Genomic DNA, 17,433 nt, shown 5'->3' on the forward strand with positions numbered 1-17,433 from the left:
GCCCCCCCTGCGCCCCCCCCGGGCGCCCCCCCCCCCCCCCCCCCGGGGGGGGGGCGGTTTTGGGGGGGCACCCCGCCCCCCCCCCCCCCCCAACCCCCCCCCCACAACATGGTCGAGGGCGGCGCGGAGGGCGTCGGCGTCGTCGGGGACGGCGCCGACGCGCACGACGTCGGCCCCGGCGGCACGGGCGAGGGCGGCGAGCAGCAGCGAGTTGGAGTCCGGGATCCGTCCCTCGCCGGCCGCGCCGTCGTGGCTGGGCCGGCCGGCGGGCACCAGCTCGGACCCGGTCGACAGCACGGCGACGCGCGGGCGGCGGCGCACCGGCAGCGCCGTCAGCCCGGCCGAGGCCGCGACGGCGACGAGCGCCGGGGTGACGGCGTCGCCCTCCCGGCCGAGCAGGTCGCCGGGCCGCACGTCCTCGCCGCGGTGCCGCACGTGGGCCCGGTCCTGGCGCGCCAGGGTGACCTCGCGCTCCGTCGTCGGGCCGCCCGCGACGAACCGGCCCGTCGACGTGCGCTCCACCGGCACGACGGCGTCCGCCCAGCCGGGCACCGGGGCTCCGGTCATGATCCGCACCGCGGCGGGGTTGTGAGCGCGATTTCGGGGGGAATCGACCCTGGAATTGTCCCCGAAATCGCGCTCACAGCGGTCGGGGGGTGCGCCGGGGCGGAGGTCGCCGACGACGGGCAGGGTCACCGACGAGCCGTCGGCGGGCAGGTCGGCGCGGCGCACGGCGTAGCCGTCCATCGCGGCGGCGTCGAACGGCGGCACGAGCGCGGCGGCGTGCACGTCGGCGCCGAGCACGCGGCCGGGGCCCTCGAGGGCCAGCGCGGCCAGCGGCACCTCCTGCACCGGCAGCGGCGCGACCCGGGCCAGCACGGCGTCCACGTGCTCGGCCGTGGTGCGCGCCGTCGTGCGCGGGGTGCTGCGGGGCGTGCTCATGGGGCCACGCTAGGCCGACGACGTGTCGCACGTGCGGCGCGGACCTCACGGCCGGCCGGGGCACGGGGTGAGGGGGCGCGGGAACCGGGGACCGCTGTCATCCGGCGTTCGCCCGCACGCGCCTGCGCACCGGGCCGAGCGTGAACAGCAGGGTGAGCAGCGCCGTGAGGGCGAGCAGGCCGAACCCGATGCCGTAGTCGCCCCGTGCGCCGTACACGGCGCCCATGATCAGCGGCGGGATGAAGCCGCCCAGGCCGCCCGCAGCGCCGACGACGCCCGTCACGCCGCCGACCTTGTCGGGCGGCGCCATCTTCGCCACCAGGGCGAACGTCGCGCCCGACGACGCCCCGAGGGCCGCGGCCATCCCGAGGAACGCGATCGTGGCGCCCGGGATGAGCGCGGGCTGGAAGATGATGACCGCCGCGAACACCGTCACCACCGCGAAGCACGCGATCGACACGGGCACGCCGCCGATCTTGTCCGACAGCGTGCCGCCGATCGGCCGGCAGACCACCGCGAGCACGACGAAGCCGGCGGTGCGGAACGACGCGTCGCTGGCGCTGAGGTCGTACGCGTTCTGCAGGAAGGTCGGCAGGTACACGGAGAACGCGACGAAGCCGCCGAAGCCGATCGCGTACAGCCAGGACAGCTGCAGCGTGGCGGGGATCTTCAGGGTGGCCCAGGTGCGCGCCCACATGCCGCCGCCGGTGCCGGGCGACCAGGCCGGGGAGTCCTTCAGCAGGGCACGCGAGACCAGGGCGAACACCGCGAGGAACACCGCCACGATGATGAACGGGGCGCCGTCGCCCCACGCGTCGCGGATGGGCACCGTGGAGAACGACGCGATGGCCGTGCCGCCCATGCCCGCGCCGAAGATGCCGATCGCGGTGCCGCGACGGGCCGGCGGGTACCAGTTGTTGACGAAGGGGACGCCGATGGCGAAGGTCGTGCCACCCAGACCGAGGAAGAACCCGCCGATCAGCAGCCACGGCAGGCTGGTCGCGACGAAGCCGATGAACAGCACGGGGATGATCGTCAGCGCGCTGCACAGCGGGAACATCACCTTGGCGCCGAACCGGTCGGTGAGCGCGCCGATCGGGATGCGGCCGAGGGACCCGACGATCACCGGGACGGCCACCAGCACGGAGACCTCGAAGTCGGACAGGTGGTACAGCTGCCCGTAGCTGTTGCCCAGCGGGCCCAGCAGGGCCCAGGCCCAGAAGCAGATCGCGAACCCGGCCGTCGCGAGGGCGAGCTGCGTCGCGTTGCCCTGCACGGTCGGTGCGGCCGTGGCGTCGGCCGGTCCGGGCGTCGGTGCCGAGGTCATGGCGATCCTCCAGTCGTACGGGTGGTCAGCGGTGTCAGCGTGGTCAGCGGGGCGGCGTCGTCGGGTCCCACCCGGGCCGCGGCGCCCGCGACGACACCGACGCCTCGCGGGAGCGGTAGACCACGTAGGGCCGGAACGGGTACTGCACGGGGGCGGAGAACGCGTGCACCAGGCGGGTGAAGGGCCACAGCGCGAAGAGCAGCATCGCCGCCACGACGTGCACCTGGAACGCGGCGGGCACGCCCTCCATGAGCGCGGGCTGCGGCTGGAGGTACCAGAGCGAGCGGAACCAGGGCGAGATCGTCTCCCGGTAGTCGTACCCGTGCCCGCCCGCGAGGATCTGCGTCTGCACGGTCGCCCAGGCGCCCGAGAGCAGGGACGCGGCGAGGAACACGTACATCGTCTTGTCCATGCGGGTGGTCGCGAGGAACACCGGCCCGGTCGAGCGGCGCCGGTAGATGAGGATGAGCAGCCCCGCGACCGCGACGAGGGCCGCGAGCGACCCCATCGACGTGGCGATGAAGTGGTAGAACCCCTCGCTGACGCCCACGGCCTCGGTCCAGGTGTTCGGGATCACGAGCCCCAGGAAGTGGCCGAGCACCACGAACAGCAGCCCGAAGTGGAACAGCGGCGAGCCCCAGCGCAGCAGGCGCTTCTCGTAGAGCTCGCTGGACCGGGTCGTCCAGCCGAACTTGTCGTACCGGTACCGCCAGATCGATCCCACGACCAGGACGGCGAAGGTCACGTAGGGGAGCACGACCCAGAGGATGATCTTGTCGGCGGAGGCGTCCGTCAGGCCCATGGCAGGTCCTTCCCCTCGTTCGCGTACCCGGCGCCCGCGGTGCCCGGGTCTCCGTACCCGCTCAGCCCCACCAGCTCCGCGGGCGGCCCTGCGGCCACGAGGTCGGCGACGCGCTCGGCGGTGGCCGCGTCGACGGGCGGGAGGGTGAGGGTCACGGCCTCGACCGCCGCGGTCCAGGGCGAGCGTTGCGCGGCGAGGGCCGAGCGCAGCACCTCGATCCCGTCACGGTGGGCCGCGAGCAGCGCTCCGGCGATCCGGGCGCCGTCGGGCCCGCCGCGGGCGGACAGCTCCAGGACGGTCGGCAGGTAGTCGGGCAGCTCGTCGCCGGTCGTCTCGAACCCGGCGGCGCGGTACGCCTCGACGAAGCGCACCAGCGCGGCGCCCCGCTTCCGGGTGTCGCCCGCGGCGTAGTACGACAGGTACATGGCGCAGCGGCGCTTGAGGTCGAACGTCGCGACGTACTGGGCCTGCAGCGCGCCGGGGTCGCCGTCGAGCAGGGCGGCGGCGAGCCCGTCGAGGCGGTCCCGGACCGGCGCGGGCAGGTGCGCGACGGCGTCGCGCACGGTCGGCACCGCGGCGAGGACCGCGTCGTCGGGGTAGCCGAGCAGCACGGACGCGGCCATGTGCGCGACGGCGCGGTCGCCGTCGCCCAGCGGCACCGGCGCGAGCGGGTCGAGGCTCTTGGCGCGGACGCCGGGCCGCGGCAGGAACGCCAGGCGGCTCATCGCGCGCTCCCGTCGAAGCCGCCGGGCTCCTCGTTCGTCGCGTCCTGGCGCCCGCCGGGCAGGGTGCCCGGGTCGCCCGCGTCCTGGCCGCCGGCGTCGTCCGGCGGGAAGAGGCCCGACGGGCGGCCGCGGCCGTCCCAGTTGAGCAGGTTGACGCGGCTGGGCGTGGACGGCGTGTGCGGTGAGTCGGCCGTCTGCCGCGCGGCGAGCACGTGGAAGTTCTCCACCGCGACGGGGGTGGGCCGGCCCGACGACGAGCCGAACGGCCCGGCGCCGGTCATGCCCTGGCCGCCCATGCCGGGCCCGCCCTCGAAGTCGAGCGAGCAGGCCATCTCCTCCAGCTCGCGCGCCACCTCGGTGTGCGCGGTGGGGATGACGTACCGCTCCTCGTACTTCGCGATCGCCAGCAGGCGGTACATCTCCTGCACCTGGTCGCCGGTCATGCCGACGGCCGCGGCGTGCTCCTCAGGGAACTCGCGGCCCAGGTTCACCTCCCGCATGCCCGACCGCATCGCGGCGAGCCGGCGCAGCACCCGCTCGACGGGGCCGGTGTCGCCCGCGGTGAACAGCCCGGCGAGGTACTCCAGCGGGATGCGCAGCTGCGAGATGGCGGCGAACAGGGTGCGCCCGTCCTCGCCGTCGTTGCCGGAGCTGGCCACGACGTCGACGACGGGGGACAGCGGCGGGATGTACCAGACCATGGGCAGCGTCCGGTACTCCGGGTGCAGGGGGAGCGCGACCTCGTACTCCGAGATGAGCTTCCAGATCGGGGAGCGCTGGGCGGCCTCGACCCAGTCGTCGGGGATGCCCTCGCGGCGGGCCGCGGCGACCACCTCGGGGTCGTGCGGGTCCAGGAACACCGACCGCTGCGCGGCGAGCAGGTCGTGCTCGTCCTCGGTGGCTGCGGCCGCGCCGACCTTGTCCGCGTCGTACAGGACGAGGCCGAGGTAGCGCAGGCGGCCGACGCACGTCTCGGAGCACACGGTGGGCAGGCCCACCTCGAGGCGGGGGTAGCACAGCGTGCACTTCTCGGCCTTGCCGGTCTTGTGGTTGAAGTAGACCTTCTTGTACGGGCAGCCGGTGACGCACATGCGCCAGCCGCGGCACTGGTCCTGGTCCACGAGCACGATGCCGTCCTCGACCCGCTTGTACATCGCGCCCGACGGGCAGGAGGCGACGCACGACGGGTTGAGGCAGTGCTCGCAGATGCGCGGCAGGTAGAACATGAACGTCTGCTCGAGCTCCTCGGCCACGTGCTCGCTCATGTGCTTGAGGATCGGGTCGTCCTGCATCGTCGCGGTGGACCCGCCGAGGTCGTCGTCCCAGTTCGCCGACCACTGGATGCTCATGTCGTCGCCGGTGAGCAGCGACTTCGGCTTCGCCACCGGGGTGTGCTCGCCCTGCGGGGCGCTGAGCAGCATGTCGTACTCGTACGTCCACGGCTCGTAGTAGTCGTGGATCGACGGGAGCTTGGGGTTCGCGAAGATCGACGCGAGCTTCTTGGCCCGCCCGCCGGCGCGGAGCTTGAGCTTGCCCCGCTTGGTGCGCACCCAGCCGCCCTGCCAGGTGTCCTGGTCCTCGTAGGTGCGGGGGTAGCCGAGGCCGGGGCGGGTCTCGACGTTGTTGAACCAGACGTACTCCGTACCGGTGCGATTCGTCCACGCCTGCTTGCACGTCACCGAGCACGTGTGGCAACCGATGCACTTGTCGAGGTTCATCACCATCGACATCTGCGCCATGACCTTCACGAGTACCGCACCTCCTGGCTGCGACGCCGGATGACCGTGACCTCGTCCCGCTGGTTGCCGGTGGGGCCGAGGTAGTTGAACGCGTAGGTGAGCTGCCCGTACCCGCCCGCGAGGTGCGTCGGTTTGAGCAGGATCCGGGTCAGGGAGTTGTGGATGCCGCCGCGGCGGCCGGACGTCTCGGCGAGCGGCACGTCCACCGTGCGGTCCGTGGCGTGGTGCATGTACACCGTGCCCTCGGGCATGCGGTGGGAGACGACGGCGCGGGCGACGACGACGCCGTTGCGGTTCACCGCCTCGATCCACTCGTTGTCGGCCACGCCGATCTTCGCGGCGTCCGCGGGGCTCATCCAGATGTTCGGGCCGCCGCGCGACAGCGACAGCATGAACAGGTTGTCCTGGTACTCCGAGTGGATGGACCACTTGGAGTGCGGTGTCAGGTAGCGCACGGCGACGGCGGCGTGCCCGGTGCCGCTGCCGTCGGGGCTCCCGTCGTCGAAGGCGCCCGGCCGGGGCGAGTCGCCGAACAGGCGGTGCAGGTCCAGGGGCGGCCGGTACACCGGCAGCTGCTCGCCCAGCTCGATCATCCAGTCGTGGTCGAGGTAGAAGTGCTGGCGGCCGGTGAGCGTGTGCCAGGGCTTGAGCCGTTCCACGTTCACCGCGAACGCCGTGTACCGGCGCCCGCCGTGCTCCGACCCGGACCACTCCGGGGAGGTGATCACCGTCGTCGGCCGGGACTGCACGTCCGGGAAGGTGACGCGCTTGGCCTGGTCGTCGGCGGCCAGGTCCGCCAGCCGCTGCCCGGTGCGCTTCTCCAGGTGCTCGAAGCCCTGCACCGCGAGGCGGCCGTTGGTGGTGCCCGACAGGGCCAGGATCGTCTCGCACGCGTGGGTGTCGCGGTCCAGGCGCGGGCGGCCGGCCGCGGGGCCGGACGTCACCAGGCCGTTGACCTGCCCGAGCTTGCGCACCTCCTCGTCCGGCATGAACGCCACGCCCTTGGTGGCCATGCCCTTGGAGTCCGTGAGCGGCCCGAGCGCGGCCATCCGCGCGGCGAACGCCGGGTAGTCGCGCCGCACCACCTGCAGGCGCGGCATCGTCACGCCGGGCACCAGCTCGCGCTCGGTGACCGGCGCGCCCGCGTCGGTGAGCGTGCCGTGCGGCACCGCGAGCTCGTCGGGGGAGTCGTGCAGCAGCGGCGTGGCGACCAGGTCCTCGCGCACGCCCAGGTGCTCCTCGGACAGCTGGGAGACCAGCCGTGCCAGCATGTGGAACGTGTCGAAGTCGGTCCTCGTCTGCCACGGCGGGTTGATCGCCGGGTTGAACGAGTGCACGAACGGGTGCATGTCCGTGCTCGACAGGTCGTGCTTCTCGTACCAGGTGGCCGCCGGGAGCACGACGTCCGAGAACAGCGTCGTGCTGGTCATGCGGAAGTCCATCGTGACGAGCAGGTCGAGCTTGCCGCGCGGCGCCTCGTCGTGCCAGGTCATCGACGCGGGACGGCGGCCCTCCGGCGCCTCGTCGGCGAGCACGGAGGCGTCCGTGCCGAGCAGGTGCTTGAGGAAGTACTCGTTGCCCTTGCCGGAGGAGCCGAGGATGTTGGCCCGCCAGATCGTCAGCACGCGGGGGAAGTTCGCCGGGTCGTCGGGGTCCTCGCAGGCGAACTTGAGCGTCCCGGCCTTGAGCTCGTCGACGACGTGCTGCTCGGGCTCCTTGCCCGCCGCGCGGGCCTCGTCCACGAGGTCCAGCGGGTTGCGGTCGAACGTGGGGTAGCTCGGCATCCAGCCGCGCTGTGCCGACTCGACCAGGGAGTCCGCCGTCGTGCGGCCCTTGAGGACCCCCGGCGCGAGCGGGGAGGCGAGCGCGTCGGCCGGCATCCCGTCGTACCGCCACTGGTCGGTGGCGAGGTAGAACCAGCCCGTGCCGATCATCTGCCGGGGCGGGCGCACCCAGTCCAGGCCGCCGGCGTACTGCGCCCAGCCGGTGATCGGGCGGCACTTCTCCTGACCGACGTAGTGCGCCCAGCCGCCGCCGTTGACGCCCTGGCAGCCCGTGATCGTGGTGAGCGTGAGGAACGCGCGGTAGATCGTGTCCGAGTGGAACCAGTGGTTCGCGCCCGCGCCCATGATGATCATCGACCGGCCGCCCGAGTCCTGCGCGTTCTGCGCGAACTCGCGACCGATCTGCGCGGCGTCCGCGGCGCGCACGCCGGTGATCTCCTCCTGCCAGGCGGGCGTGCCGGGGGCCGTCGCGTCGTCGTAGCCGGTGGGCCACTCGCCCGGCAGGTCCAGGCCGATGTCCCGAGCCGTGCGCTCGACGCCGTACTGCGCCAGCAGCAGGTCGAACACCGTCGTCACCAGGTGCCCGCCCACGCGGCGGGTCGGCACGCCGCGCGTCAGCACCCCCTTGCCGCCGAGGTGCGCCTGCTGCGCGCCGTCGTCCGAGTCGGGGACGACGTCGAATCGGGGCAGCAGGACCGCCGCGGAACCCTCCGGGCCGCCCGGGGCGTCCGCCACCGACAGCACCGGGTCGACGTCGCCCAGGTCGAGGTTCCACTTCCCCTCGCCCGCCTCGCCGTACCGGTCGGCGAGGGTGCCGTTCGGCGCCACGACGGCGCCGTCCGCGCCCAGCAGCAGCGTCCGGAAGCTCGGGTTCGCCGTCGCCTGCGCGCCCGGCAGGACGGCGTCGTCCACGTCCGCGGCGGTGAGGAACTTGCCCGGCACGTACGCGGTCTCGCCCGACTCCGTGGCACGCTCGTCCAGCCGCACCAGGAACGGCGCGTCCGCGTACCTCTTGAGGTAGTCGACGAACGGCGCGGTGCGCTTCTCGACGAGGAACTCGCGCAGGATCACGTGCCCCATCGCCATCGCGAGGGCGCCGTCGGTGCCCGGCTGCGGCGCGAGCCACTGGTCGGCGAACTTCGTGTTGTCCGCGTAGTCCGGGGAGACCGAGACCACCTTGGTGCCGCGGTAGCGGGCCTCCGCCATGAAGTGCGCGTCCGGGGTGCGGGTCACCGGGATGTTCGAGCCCCACATGATCAGGTAGGAGGAGTTCCACCAGTCCGCGGACTCCGGCACGTCCGTCTGGTCGCCGAACACCTGCGGTGAGGCGACCGGCAGGTCCGCGTACCAGTCGTAGAACGACAGCATCGTGCCGCCCAGCATCTGCACGAACCGTGCCCCGACCCCGTGCGACACCATCGACATCGCGGGGATCGGGGAGAAGCCCGCGACCCGGTCCGGCCCGTGCGCCTTGATCGTGTGCACGTGCGCCGCCGCGACGATCTCCGCCGCCTCGTCCCACGTCGCCCGCACCAGCCCGCCCTTGCCGCGCGCGCCCTTGTACGCCCGGGCCGTCTCGGGGTCGGAGGTCAGCCGCTCCCACGCGAGCACCGGGTCGCCGCCCACCGCGGCCTTCGCCTCCCGGTACGCGCGCAGCAGGACGCCGCGCACGTACGGGTAGCGCACCCGCGTGGGCGAGTACGTGTACCAGGAGAACGCGGCGCCGCGGGGGCACCCGCGCGGCTCGTACTCGGGGGAGTCCGGCCCCACCGACGGGTAGTCCGTCTGCTGGGTCTCCCACGTGATGATGCCGTCCTTGACGTACACCTTCCACGAGCACGACCCGGTGCAGTTCACGCCGTGCGTGGAGCGCACCACCTTGTCGTGCGACCAGCGGTCCCGGTAGAAGACGTCGCCCTCGCGCCCGCCCTTGAGGAACAGCTGGCGCAGGTCGTCCGACACCTCACCCCGGCGCAGGTGGCTGCCGAGCCTCAGGAGGGCGTCGGCCGCCCCGGTCGGCGGAGCCGCCCCCGGGTGGGACGTCACGGGTGGGCGGGTGGTCGACATGCGCGCTCCTGGGGCTGGGGGACCGTAGAGTCACTGCTTCGCATCATGGGTCCGGACCTGCGACAGCGCATGTCGAAACCGCCTGCTCACAGGCGCCCCGGGCCGGCTGTGCGTTCGTGCTCACGCGCATTTCACGCCTCGACGACCCGCAGCGAAACACCTCCTTCCTAGCGTCGGGGTACCGGCCCGACGACGCGCCGGCGGTACTCACCCACCGCCCGCCTCGTCGGGCCCGCGCACAGGAGGACACCGATGGTTGCTCCGACCGCTGCCCCCGCCCCGGCGGCCGCACCCCCCGGCACGCACGCCCGCGCCGGTCGCTGGATCGACGACTGGCGCCCCGAGGACCCGGCGTTCTGGGCCGCCGGCGGCCGTCGCGTCGCACGGCGAAACCTGGCGCTGTCCGTGTTCGCCGAGTTCCTCGGCTTCTGCGTGTGGGCGCTCTGGTCGATCGTCGTGCCGCAGCTGCCCGCCGCCGGGTTCACGCTCACCACCGACCAGATGTTCTGGCTCATCGCGGTCCCGTCGTTGGTCGGCGCCACCCTGCGCATCCCGTACACGCTCGCGGTGCCGGTGTTCGGCGGCCGGACGTGGACGGTGGTCTCGGCGTCGCTGCTCCTGATCCCCACGCTGGCGCTGGCGTTCGTCGTGCAGCGGCCGGAGACGTCCTTCGGCGCGCTGCTGGCCGTCGCGGCGCTCGCGGGCTTCGGCGGCGGCAACTTCGCCTCCTCGATGGCGAACATCTCCTTCTTCTTCCCCGAGCGGGAGAAGGGTGCGGCCCTCGGGTGGAACGCCGCGGGCGGCAACCTGGGCACCGCCGTCGTGCAGCTCGTCGTGCCGCTGGTGATCGTCACGGGCGCCGGCGTGGCGCTGGAGCGCGCGAGCCTCGTCTTCGTGCCCTTCATCGTGCTCGCGGCCGTCCTCGCGTGGCGGTTCATGGACAACCTGTCCGCCGCGAAGGCCGACCCGCGGTCGTTCGCCGTGGCGGTGCGCGAGCCGCACACGTGGGTCATCTCGTTCCTGTACATCGGCACGTTCGGGTCGTTCATCGGGTTCTCCGGCGCGTTCCCCACGCTCCTGGCCGGCCAGTTCCCCGAGGTGAGCCTCTCGCTGGCGTTCCTCGGGGCGCTGGTCGGGTCGGTCGCTCGGCCGCTCGGCGGGATCCTCGCCGACCGCGTCGGCGGCGCCGTCGTCACCGTCGGCTGCTACGCCGTGATGATCGCCGGGGCGGTGGGAGCGATCTCCGCGCTCGGGAGCCACAGCTTCGGCCTCTTCTTCACGTCGTTCCTGATCCTCTTCGTGGCCACCGGTGTCGGCAACGGGTCGGTGTACCGGATGATCCCCGCGGCGTTCCGGGTCGCCGGGAAGGGGCGCGACGCCGCGGCGACAGCCCGCTCCGCCGCGGGCTGCATCGGCATCGCCGGCGCCGTCGGCGCGCTCGGCGGCTTCCTCGTGCCGCGCGGCTTCGCGATCTCGACGTCGATGACCGGGTCGCTGGTCGCCGCCCTGTGGGTGTTCGTCGGGGCGTACGCCGTGATGGCCGTGGTCACGTGGGCGGTGTACGCCCGGCGTGGCACGGCCATGCGGACGGCCCGCGTATGACGTCGACCCACGAGTTGTCAGACGTGCAGCGCACCGGGGTGGTCCCTGCGTCTGACAAGGTCGCGACCCACTGCCCCTACTGCGCGCTGCAGTGCGGCATGGACCTCGCACCGACCGGGCCCGCGGGCCCCGCACCGGAGGGCCGGGCGGCGCTGCCCGTGGCGGTGACGCCGCGGCAGTTCCCCACCAACGGCGGCGGGCTGTGCCAGAAGGGCTGGACCAGCGCGACCGTGCTGCGAGCGCCCGACCGGCTCACGACGCCGCTGGTGCGCGGGGCCGACGGCGCGCTCGCGCCGGCGTCGTGGGACGACGCGCTCGACCTCGTGGCCGCCCGGCTCACGGGGCTGGCCGCGGAGCACGGACCGCAGGCGGTGGCGGTGTTCGGCGGGGGCGGGCTGACGAACGAGAAGGCGTACGCCCTCGGCAAGTTCGCCCGGACCGTGCTGCGCACGCCGTTCATCGACTACAACGGCCGGTTCTGCATGTCCTCGGCCGCCGCCGCGGGGAACCGGGCGTTCGGCCTGGACCGCGGGCTGCCGTTCCCGGTGACGGACCTGGCCGGGGCGGACGCGATCCTGCTGCTGGGCTCCAACGTGGCCGAGACGATGCCGCCGTTCGTGCAGCACCTGGCGGGCGCACGGGCGGCGGGCGGCCTCGTCGTCGTCGACCCGCGCCGGTCCGCCACCGCCCGCCTCGCCGGGCCGGGCGAGGGGGTGCACCTGCAGCCTGTGCCGGGGACGGACCTGGTGGTGCTGCTGGCGCTGCTGCACGTGCTGGTGGCCGAGCGGCTCGTGGACCGCGAGTACCTGGAGGCGCGGACGACGGGGTTCGACGACGTCGCCCGGTCGGCCGCCGCCTGGTGGCCGGAGCGGGCGGAGACGGTGTGCGGCGTGCCCGCGGAGGAGCTGCGCCGGGTGGCGCGCCTGCTGGCCGCGGCGGCGCCGTCGCGCGGGGGCCGCGGGGCCTACGTGCTCACCGGGCGCGGCGTCGAGCAGTCGGCGCAGGGCACCGCCACGGTGACGGCGGCGATCGACCTGGCCCTCGCGCTCGGGCTCGTGGGCCGGGTGGGGTCGGGGTACGGCTGCCTGACCGGACAGGGCAATGGCCAGGGCGGGCGGGAGCACGGACAGAAGTGCGACCAGCTGCCCGGATACCGCAAGATCGACGACCCGGCGGCTCGCGCGCACGTCGCCGGGGTGTGGGGCGTGGACCCGGCCACGCTGCCCGGGCCGGGCGTGCCCGCCGTCGAGCTGCTGACCTCGCTCGGTGCGCCCGGCGGGCCGCGGGCGCTGCTGGTGCACGGCTCGAACGTCGTCGTGTCCGCGCCGAACGCCGACCGGGTGCGCGGGCGCCTGGCCGCGCTCGACCTGCTCGTCGTGTGCGACGTCGTGCCGTCCGAGACGGCGCTGCTCGCCGACGTCGTGCTGCCCACCACCCAGTGGGCGGAGGAGGAGGGCACGATGACCAACCTCGAGGGGCGGGTCATCCGCCGGCGCCGCGCCGTCGACCCGCCCGGCGACGCCCGGTCCGAGCTGTGGATCCTCGCCGAGCTGGCGCGACGGCTCGGGTCGGACGTCGCCTTCCCGACCGACCCCGCCGTCGTGTTCGACGAGCTGGCGCGCGCGTCGGCCGGCGGCGTCGCCGACTACTCCGGGCTCAGCCACGCCCGCCTCGACGCGCACGAGGCCGCCGACGGCGCCGGTCTGTACTGGCCCTGCCCCGCCACCCCCGCCGACCTGTCAGGACGAGCGCGGGCTATACCCTCCGCAGGCCCTGACAACTCGCGGGGGGAGCACCCCGGGACGCCGCGCGTGTTCCTCGAGCGGTTCGCGACGCCGGACGGCCGGGCGCGGATGGTCGCGGTCGACCACGCCGGCCCGTCCGACGACGTGCGCCCCGACGCCCCGACGTACCTGGTCACCGGCCGGGTGCTCCAGCACTACCAGTCCGGCGCGCAGACGCACCGCGTGCCGGAGCTGGAGCGGCTGGTGCCCGAGCCGTACGTGGAGCTGCACCCGCTGCTGGGCCTGCGGGTCGGCGTGCCGGACGGCGGACGCGCCCGTCTGACCTCGGCGCGCGGCGTCGTCGAGGCGACGGCCCGCTGGACGGACGCCGTCCGCCCGGACACCGTCTTCATGCCCTTCCACTGGAGCGGCGCGGGCAGCGTCAACCGCCTCACCACCGACGCCGTCGACCCGGTCTCCGCCATGCCCGAGTTCAAGGTCTGCGCCGTGTCCGTGACGCCGGCCGACCCCGCCGTCGCCGCGGCGGCGCAGCACGTCGAGACCGTGGAGGTCCCCGCATGAGCGACCCGCAGCTCGACCCGCAGCGTGGCCTGCGCGTACCGCACCGGGTGGTCGTCATCGGTCACGGCATGGTGGGCGCGCGCCTCGCCGACGAGCTCTCCCGGCGCGACGCCGACGGCGCGCTCGACGTCACCGTGCTCGGCGCCGAGCCCTACGAGCCGTACAACCGCGTGCTGCTGTCGGACGTCGTCGCCGGGCGCACGGACGTGGCGGCGATCGGCATGCCCATGGTCGACGACGGCCGCACGCGCGTCCTGCGGGGCACGGCCGCGGTGAGCGTCGAACGGGACGCCCGCGTGGTGCTGGCCGACGACGGCACCCGCCATCCCTACGACCACCTGGTCCTCGCCACCGGTGCCGCCGCGCGCCTCCCGGACGTGCCCGGCCTGGGTGACGACCCGGCGTCCCTGCCGGCCGGGGTGCACGCTCTGCGGACGCTCGACGACGCGCGCGAGGTCGTCGCCGCCACGGTGAACACCCCGCGCGCGGTAGTAGTCGGCGGCGGGGTGCTGGGGGTGGAGGTGGCGCTCGGGCTCGCCGGGAGGGGGCTGCCCACCACGCTCGTGCACGGGGCGGGCGCCCCGATGGACCGGCAGCTCGACGACGAGGCGGGTGCCGTGCTGCGCGCGGGCCTGGAGGCGGCGGGCGTGAGCGTGCGCACGCGGGTGCGGCCGCAGGAGGTGCTCGTCGTCGGCGGCCGGGCCGTCGGGGTGCGGCTCGACGGCGCCACGACCGAGCCGGGGGAGTCGCTCGGCGCGAGCCTGGTCGTGCTCGCCTGCGGCACGGAGCCGGAGACGTCCTTGGCCCGCCGGGCCGGGCTCGCCGTCGAGCGGGGCGTCGTGGTGGGGCCGGATCTGGCGTCGGTCTCGGACGGCCGGGTGTTCGCCGTCGGGGACTGCGCCCAGCCGCCGGAGGGCTCACGCGGGCTGGTGGCCGAGGGCTGGGACCAGGCGCGGAGGCTCGCCGAGCACCTCGTGGCGCTCGCGGCGCGGCCGCGGCCGGCCGCGGAGGAGTCGTCGGGGCCGCGCGAGCACCTGCGGCTGCCGGGCGACGGCACGGCGCCGTCGATGGCGGTGCGCCTCGGCACCCTGCTGTCCTCGCGGGCGCCGGGGGCGGGCGACGGGGCCGTCGACGCCCGGGGTACCGACGTGGTCAAGGTCAAGGCCGGGCCGCTGAGCGTGGTCGCGATGGGCCGTAGCGGCTCCGGCCGGGTCCCGGTGCCGGGCGAGCGGGCCGTGCGCCTGGGCGACCCTGTGGCGGGCCGCTATGTCGAGGCCGTCGTGGCGGACGGCGTCCTGGTGGGCGCCACCTGCGTGGGTGACGCCCGCGTGGCCGCCGACCTGACGGCGGCCTACACCCGCCGCACCCCCGTCCCGGCGGACCCGGCGTTCCTGCTGCTCACGCCCGTCATGCCCGCCGCGGAGCCGGCGTCCAGCCCCGAGCACATGCCCGACGACGCCACCGTCTGCCGCTGCAACGGCGTCACCAAGCACGACATCGCGGCCTGCGTGGCGGACGGCGCGACGTCCAAGGACGACGTCGCCCGCGCGACCCGCGCCACCACCGGCTGCGGCAGCTGCACGGAGGCCGTGTGCGGCCTGGTGGACTGGCTGGCCGGCGCGCGGACGGCGGGGGAGGCGGTGCCCGGGGCGATGACGACGTCCGCCCACGCCTCGTAGGGGTCCCGCGTGAGCGACGACGCCTGTGCGTTCTGCGAGGTACACCGGCGACCTGACAGCGCGTTGTCCACAGGCTTTCCGAAACCCTAGAACAGGTGTTCGAATCTCGCTAGGCTGGGGTCATGACGTCGCGCCAGTCCACCGCAGCCTCGCGGCTGGACGCTGCGCTGGATCGGGCGGCGGACGAGCAGGTCGCGGCGAACGCGGCGGCGGGACGGCGGACGGTCGCGTTGGCCGAGGTACTCGAGGTGGCGACGGCGGCGCCGGAGTCGATGCTGGACGTCACGGTCGGACGGGTCGAGTCGGCGACGGCGGAGCGGCGGGGTTCGGTCGCGCACCGGGCCCTGGTCGCGGAGGTCTCGTGTGCGCTCGGGGTGAGCGAGCATGTCGCGCAGGGGTGGCTCGCGGACGCCGGGGTGCTGGCCTCGAAGGCGACGGCGACGCTGGATGCGTTGTGCTCGGGGTCGATCTCCTACCGGCATGCGGCCAAGCTCGCGGACGTGGTCGCGGACCTGCCGCCCGCGGTGGCCGCGCAGGTCGAGCGGGCGGTGCTGGGCCGGGCGGAGACCTTGACGGCGGCACGGTTCGGGGCGCTGGCCCGGGCGGCGCGCGACCGGCTGCACCCCGTGCCGGCGGAGGTCCGCCAGGAGGCCGCCGCGTTGAAGGCCGATGTCTGGGTCGACGACGGCGCCGACGGGATGTCCTGGCTGACCGCGCACCTGCCCACCCCGGTCGCCCGCGCCGTGCACGACCGCCTCACCCGGACCGCCACGCGAGCGAAGGGCTCCGGCGATCCCCGCGGTGTGGGGCAGCTGCGCGCCGCCACGTTGACCGCCCTCCTGCTGGACGGCGACGCCATGAGCAGCTCGCACCACCCGGGCGACCAAGGTGACCCGTCGGGCCGGGACCCAGATCCTCGGCGCGCACCATCAGTCAACCCAGAGCCGCCACCCGACGTGCCACCTGATCCGTTGGCCGTCCTGGCCCGCATCGTCCGGCCGGTGGTGCACGTGACCGTGCCGGTCAGCACTGTGACCGGTGCGGGCGAGGGCTCAGGCCAGCTGGACGGCGCGACCCCGATCGACGCGGAGACGGCACGCCACCTCGTCGCGCGCGCCCCGACGCTGCGGCGCGTGGTGACCGACCCGGTGACGGGGGCGATGCTCACCGTGGACCGGCGCAGCTACGTCGTGCCTGCGGACCTGCGCGCCTTCCTCACCCAGCGTGACGTGACGTGCCGGTTCCCCGGCTGCCGCGTGCCCGCGCGCCGCTGCGACGTCGACCACACCACCGCGTGGGCCGACGGCGGCGCCACCGACGCCGCCAACCTGGCCCACGTGTGCCGCAAGCACCACACCCTCAAGCACGAGTCCCGGTGGCAGGTCGAACAGCTCGACGCCGGCGTCCTGGCCTGGACCTCACCCCGCGGCCGCACCTATCTCACTCGTCCCGGCACCGCCGACCACACCCTGACCCAGCTCGACACCTGGGCCACCGAGGCTGAGCACCTGGCCCGCGTTCTGCCCCCTGAGGCCGCACCCCCGCTCGGTCCGGCACCCGTCAGCACACCGGTCAGCCCCCACGACGACGGCGATCCGCCGTTCTGACAGACGGCGGCCGGCGGCGTGTCAGACGTTCAGGTCGTACGGCACCCCGAGGGCGGCCCTGAGCTGCCCGCGCATGGCCGCCGTCGCGCTACGCCTCCGCCGGTCGGGTCCACTCGAGCGTGTAACGGAAGAACAGACGCTGGCGGAACCGGGCGCCCGGCAGCACGCGCCGGGCGGTGTCGCGCACCTCGCCGTACGTCTCGCGCGAGTCGCGCAGGGGAACGACCGGGCCGTGGTCCGCGTCCCGCGCGGCGTCGGGCCCCGTCCGTCCCCGGCGCGCGTGCTTGACCATGCCGACGACGGGGTTGGTGAAGGACGAGACCAGGTCGACAGCGAGGTCGCGCGGCGCGCCGATCCGGGCCAGTCCGACGACCAGCAGCCGCCCCCCGGGCGCCAGGACACCGGCGGCGTGCCGCAGCGTGGGCTCGAGGTCCATGTGGTGCAGCGACGCGACCATCGTCACGACGTCGAACGAGCCGTCGGCGGGGACGTCCTCGAACCGGCCGTGGCGGGCGGTGACACCGGGGTCGTCGGCGAACCGGGCGCGGGTGGCCTCGACCATGGGCTCGTCCACGTCGAGGCCCACCACCGTGGCGCCCGCGGCCCGCAGGCGGCCGACGAGGGTGCCGAGGCCGCAGCCCACGTCGAGCGCGCGGCGTCTGCGGCGCGGCAGCCGGCGCAGGATCCAGCCGTGGAAGTGGTCGTTGTGGTTCCACGGGTACCTGCCGTTGATCCGGCCGAGCCAGCGGCCGACGGCGCGCACCACCGGGTTCGTCGTCGTGCGCGGGTCGAGCCGCGTCGTCGGCTGTGTCGTCGGCTCCGTCGTCGGCATGGACAGCGAGGGTAGCGTCAC

At 74.5% G+C, this 17,433-nt stretch carries 11 protein-coding genes; 4 read left to right on the forward strand and 7 right to left on the reverse strand.

The window, feature by feature from the left end; genetic code table 11:
* From ACH436_RS19835 to ACH436_RS19860, 6 genes are all read right to left on the reverse strand, one after another.
* On the reverse strand, nt 1–942 hold a 942-nt coding region (locus tag ACH436_RS19835), incomplete at its 3' end, for a molybdopterin-binding protein (protein WP_430561923.1).
* A 97-nt stretch (nt 943–1,039) separates the two neighbouring features.
* Nucleotides 1,040–2,269 carry a nitrate/nitrite transporter gene (locus ACH436_RS19840; protein WP_430561924.1) on the reverse strand — a complete coding sequence of 410 codons (1,230 nt, stop codon included), beginning with the start codon at nt 2,267–2,269 and terminating at the stop codon, nt 1,040–1,042.
* A 43-nt stretch (nt 2,270–2,312) separates the two neighbouring features.
* Nucleotides 2,313–3,071 (reverse strand): respiratory nitrate reductase subunit gamma, encoded by a 759-nt coding sequence (narI, locus tag ACH436_RS19845; protein WP_430561925.1) that lies wholly within the window; start codon nt 3,069–3,071, stop codon nt 2,313–2,315.
* Nucleotides 3,062–3,796, reverse strand: coding sequence for a nitrate reductase molybdenum cofactor assembly chaperone (gene narJ, locus ACH436_RS19850; RefSeq protein WP_430561926.1), 735 nt, complete (start codon nt 3,794–3,796; stop codon nt 3,062–3,064). Before narJ ends, narI begins: the two co-directional genes overlap by 10 nt.
* A complete protein-coding gene (gene narH, locus ACH436_RS19855) occupies nt 3,793–5,544 on the reverse strand; it encodes a nitrate reductase subunit beta (protein ID WP_430561927.1) in 1,752 nt (583 codons plus the stop codon). The genes narJ and narH overlap by 4 nt, the downstream gene beginning before the upstream one ends.
* Nucleotides 5,541–9,386 (reverse strand): nitrate reductase subunit alpha, encoded by a 3,846-nt coding sequence (locus tag ACH436_RS19860; RefSeq protein WP_430561928.1) that lies wholly within the window; start codon nt 9,384–9,386, stop codon nt 5,541–5,543. The genes narH and ACH436_RS19860 overlap by 4 nt, the downstream gene beginning before the upstream one ends.
* Nucleotides 9,387–9,638: 252 nt before the next feature.
* Here ACH436_RS19860 and ACH436_RS19865 point away from each other — a divergent pair, with 252 nt between their 5' ends.
* The 4 genes from ACH436_RS19865 to ACH436_RS19880 all read left to right on the forward strand — a co-directional run bounded on the left by ACH436_RS19865 (nt 9,639) and on the right by ACH436_RS19880 (nt 16,580).
* Nucleotides 9,639–10,988, forward strand: coding sequence for an MFS transporter (locus ACH436_RS19865; protein ID WP_430561929.1), 1,350 nt, complete (start codon nt 9,639–9,641; stop codon nt 10,986–10,988).
* A 98-nt stretch (nt 10,989–11,086) separates the two neighbouring features.
* Nucleotides 11,087–13,294, forward strand: a complete 2,208-nt coding sequence (locus ACH436_RS19870; protein ID WP_430561980.1) for a molybdopterin oxidoreductase family protein — start codon at nt 11,087–11,089, stop codon at nt 13,292–13,294.
* Nucleotides 13,291–14,973 (forward strand): FAD-dependent oxidoreductase, encoded by a 1,683-nt coding sequence (locus ACH436_RS19875; RefSeq protein ID WP_430561930.1) that lies wholly within the window; start codon nt 13,291–13,293, stop codon nt 14,971–14,973. The genes ACH436_RS19870 and ACH436_RS19875 overlap by 4 nt, the downstream gene beginning before the upstream one ends.
* 122 nt (nt 14,974–15,095) lie before the next feature.
* A complete protein-coding gene (locus tag ACH436_RS19880; RefSeq protein WP_430561931.1) occupies nt 15,096–16,580 on the forward strand; it encodes a DUF222 domain-containing protein in 1,485 nt (494 codons plus the stop codon).
* 88 nt (nt 16,581–16,668) lie between these two features.
* On the opposite strand, the gene ACH436_RS19885 is transcribed toward ACH436_RS19880, so the two are convergent.
* Nucleotides 16,669–17,412, reverse strand: a complete 744-nt coding sequence (locus tag ACH436_RS19885) for a class I SAM-dependent methyltransferase (protein ID WP_430561932.1) — start codon at nt 17,410–17,412, stop codon at nt 16,669–16,671.
* Nucleotides 17,413–17,433: the final 21 nt, after the last annotated feature.

This window comes from Isoptericola sp. NPDC019693 (assembly GCF_044389085.1).
GTDB lineage: Bacteria > Actinomycetota > Actinomycetes > Actinomycetales > Cellulomonadaceae > Isoptericola.

What these genes read in the sequence shown, in the direction of transcription:
- ACH436_RS19840 (WP_430561924.1), bottom strand. Translation starts at nt 2,269, where the DNA reads ATGACCTCGGCACCGACGCCCGGACCGGCCGACGCCACGGCCGCACCG.
- narI (WP_430561925.1), bottom strand. Translation starts at nt 3,071, where the DNA reads ATGGGCCTGACGGACGCCTCCGCCGACAAGATCATCCTCTGGGTCGTG.
- narJ (WP_430561926.1), bottom strand. Translation starts at nt 3,796, where the DNA reads ATGAGCCGCCTGGCGTTCCTGCCGCGGCCCGGCGTCCGCGCCAAGAGC.
- ACH436_RS19860 (WP_430561928.1), bottom strand. Translation starts at nt 9,386, where the DNA reads ATGTCGACCACCCGCCCACCCGTGACGTCCCACCCGGGGGCGGCTCCG.
- ACH436_RS19865 (WP_430561929.1), top strand. Translation starts at nt 9,639, where the DNA reads ATGGTTGCTCCGACCGCTGCCCCCGCCCCGGCGGCCGCACCCCCCGGC.
- ACH436_RS19870 (WP_430561980.1), top strand. Translation starts at nt 11,087, where the DNA reads ATGGACCTCGCACCGACCGGGCCCGCGGGCCCCGCACCGGAGGGCCGG.
- ACH436_RS19875 (WP_430561930.1), top strand. Translation starts at nt 13,291, where the DNA reads ATGAGCGACCCGCAGCTCGACCCGCAGCGTGGCCTGCGCGTACCGCAC.
- ACH436_RS19880 (WP_430561931.1), top strand. Translation starts at nt 15,096, where the DNA reads ATGACGTCGCGCCAGTCCACCGCAGCCTCGCGGCTGGACGCTGCGCTG.
- ACH436_RS19885 (WP_430561932.1), bottom strand. Translation starts at nt 17,412, where the DNA reads ATGCCGACGACGGAGCCGACGACACAGCCGACGACGCGGCTCGACCCG.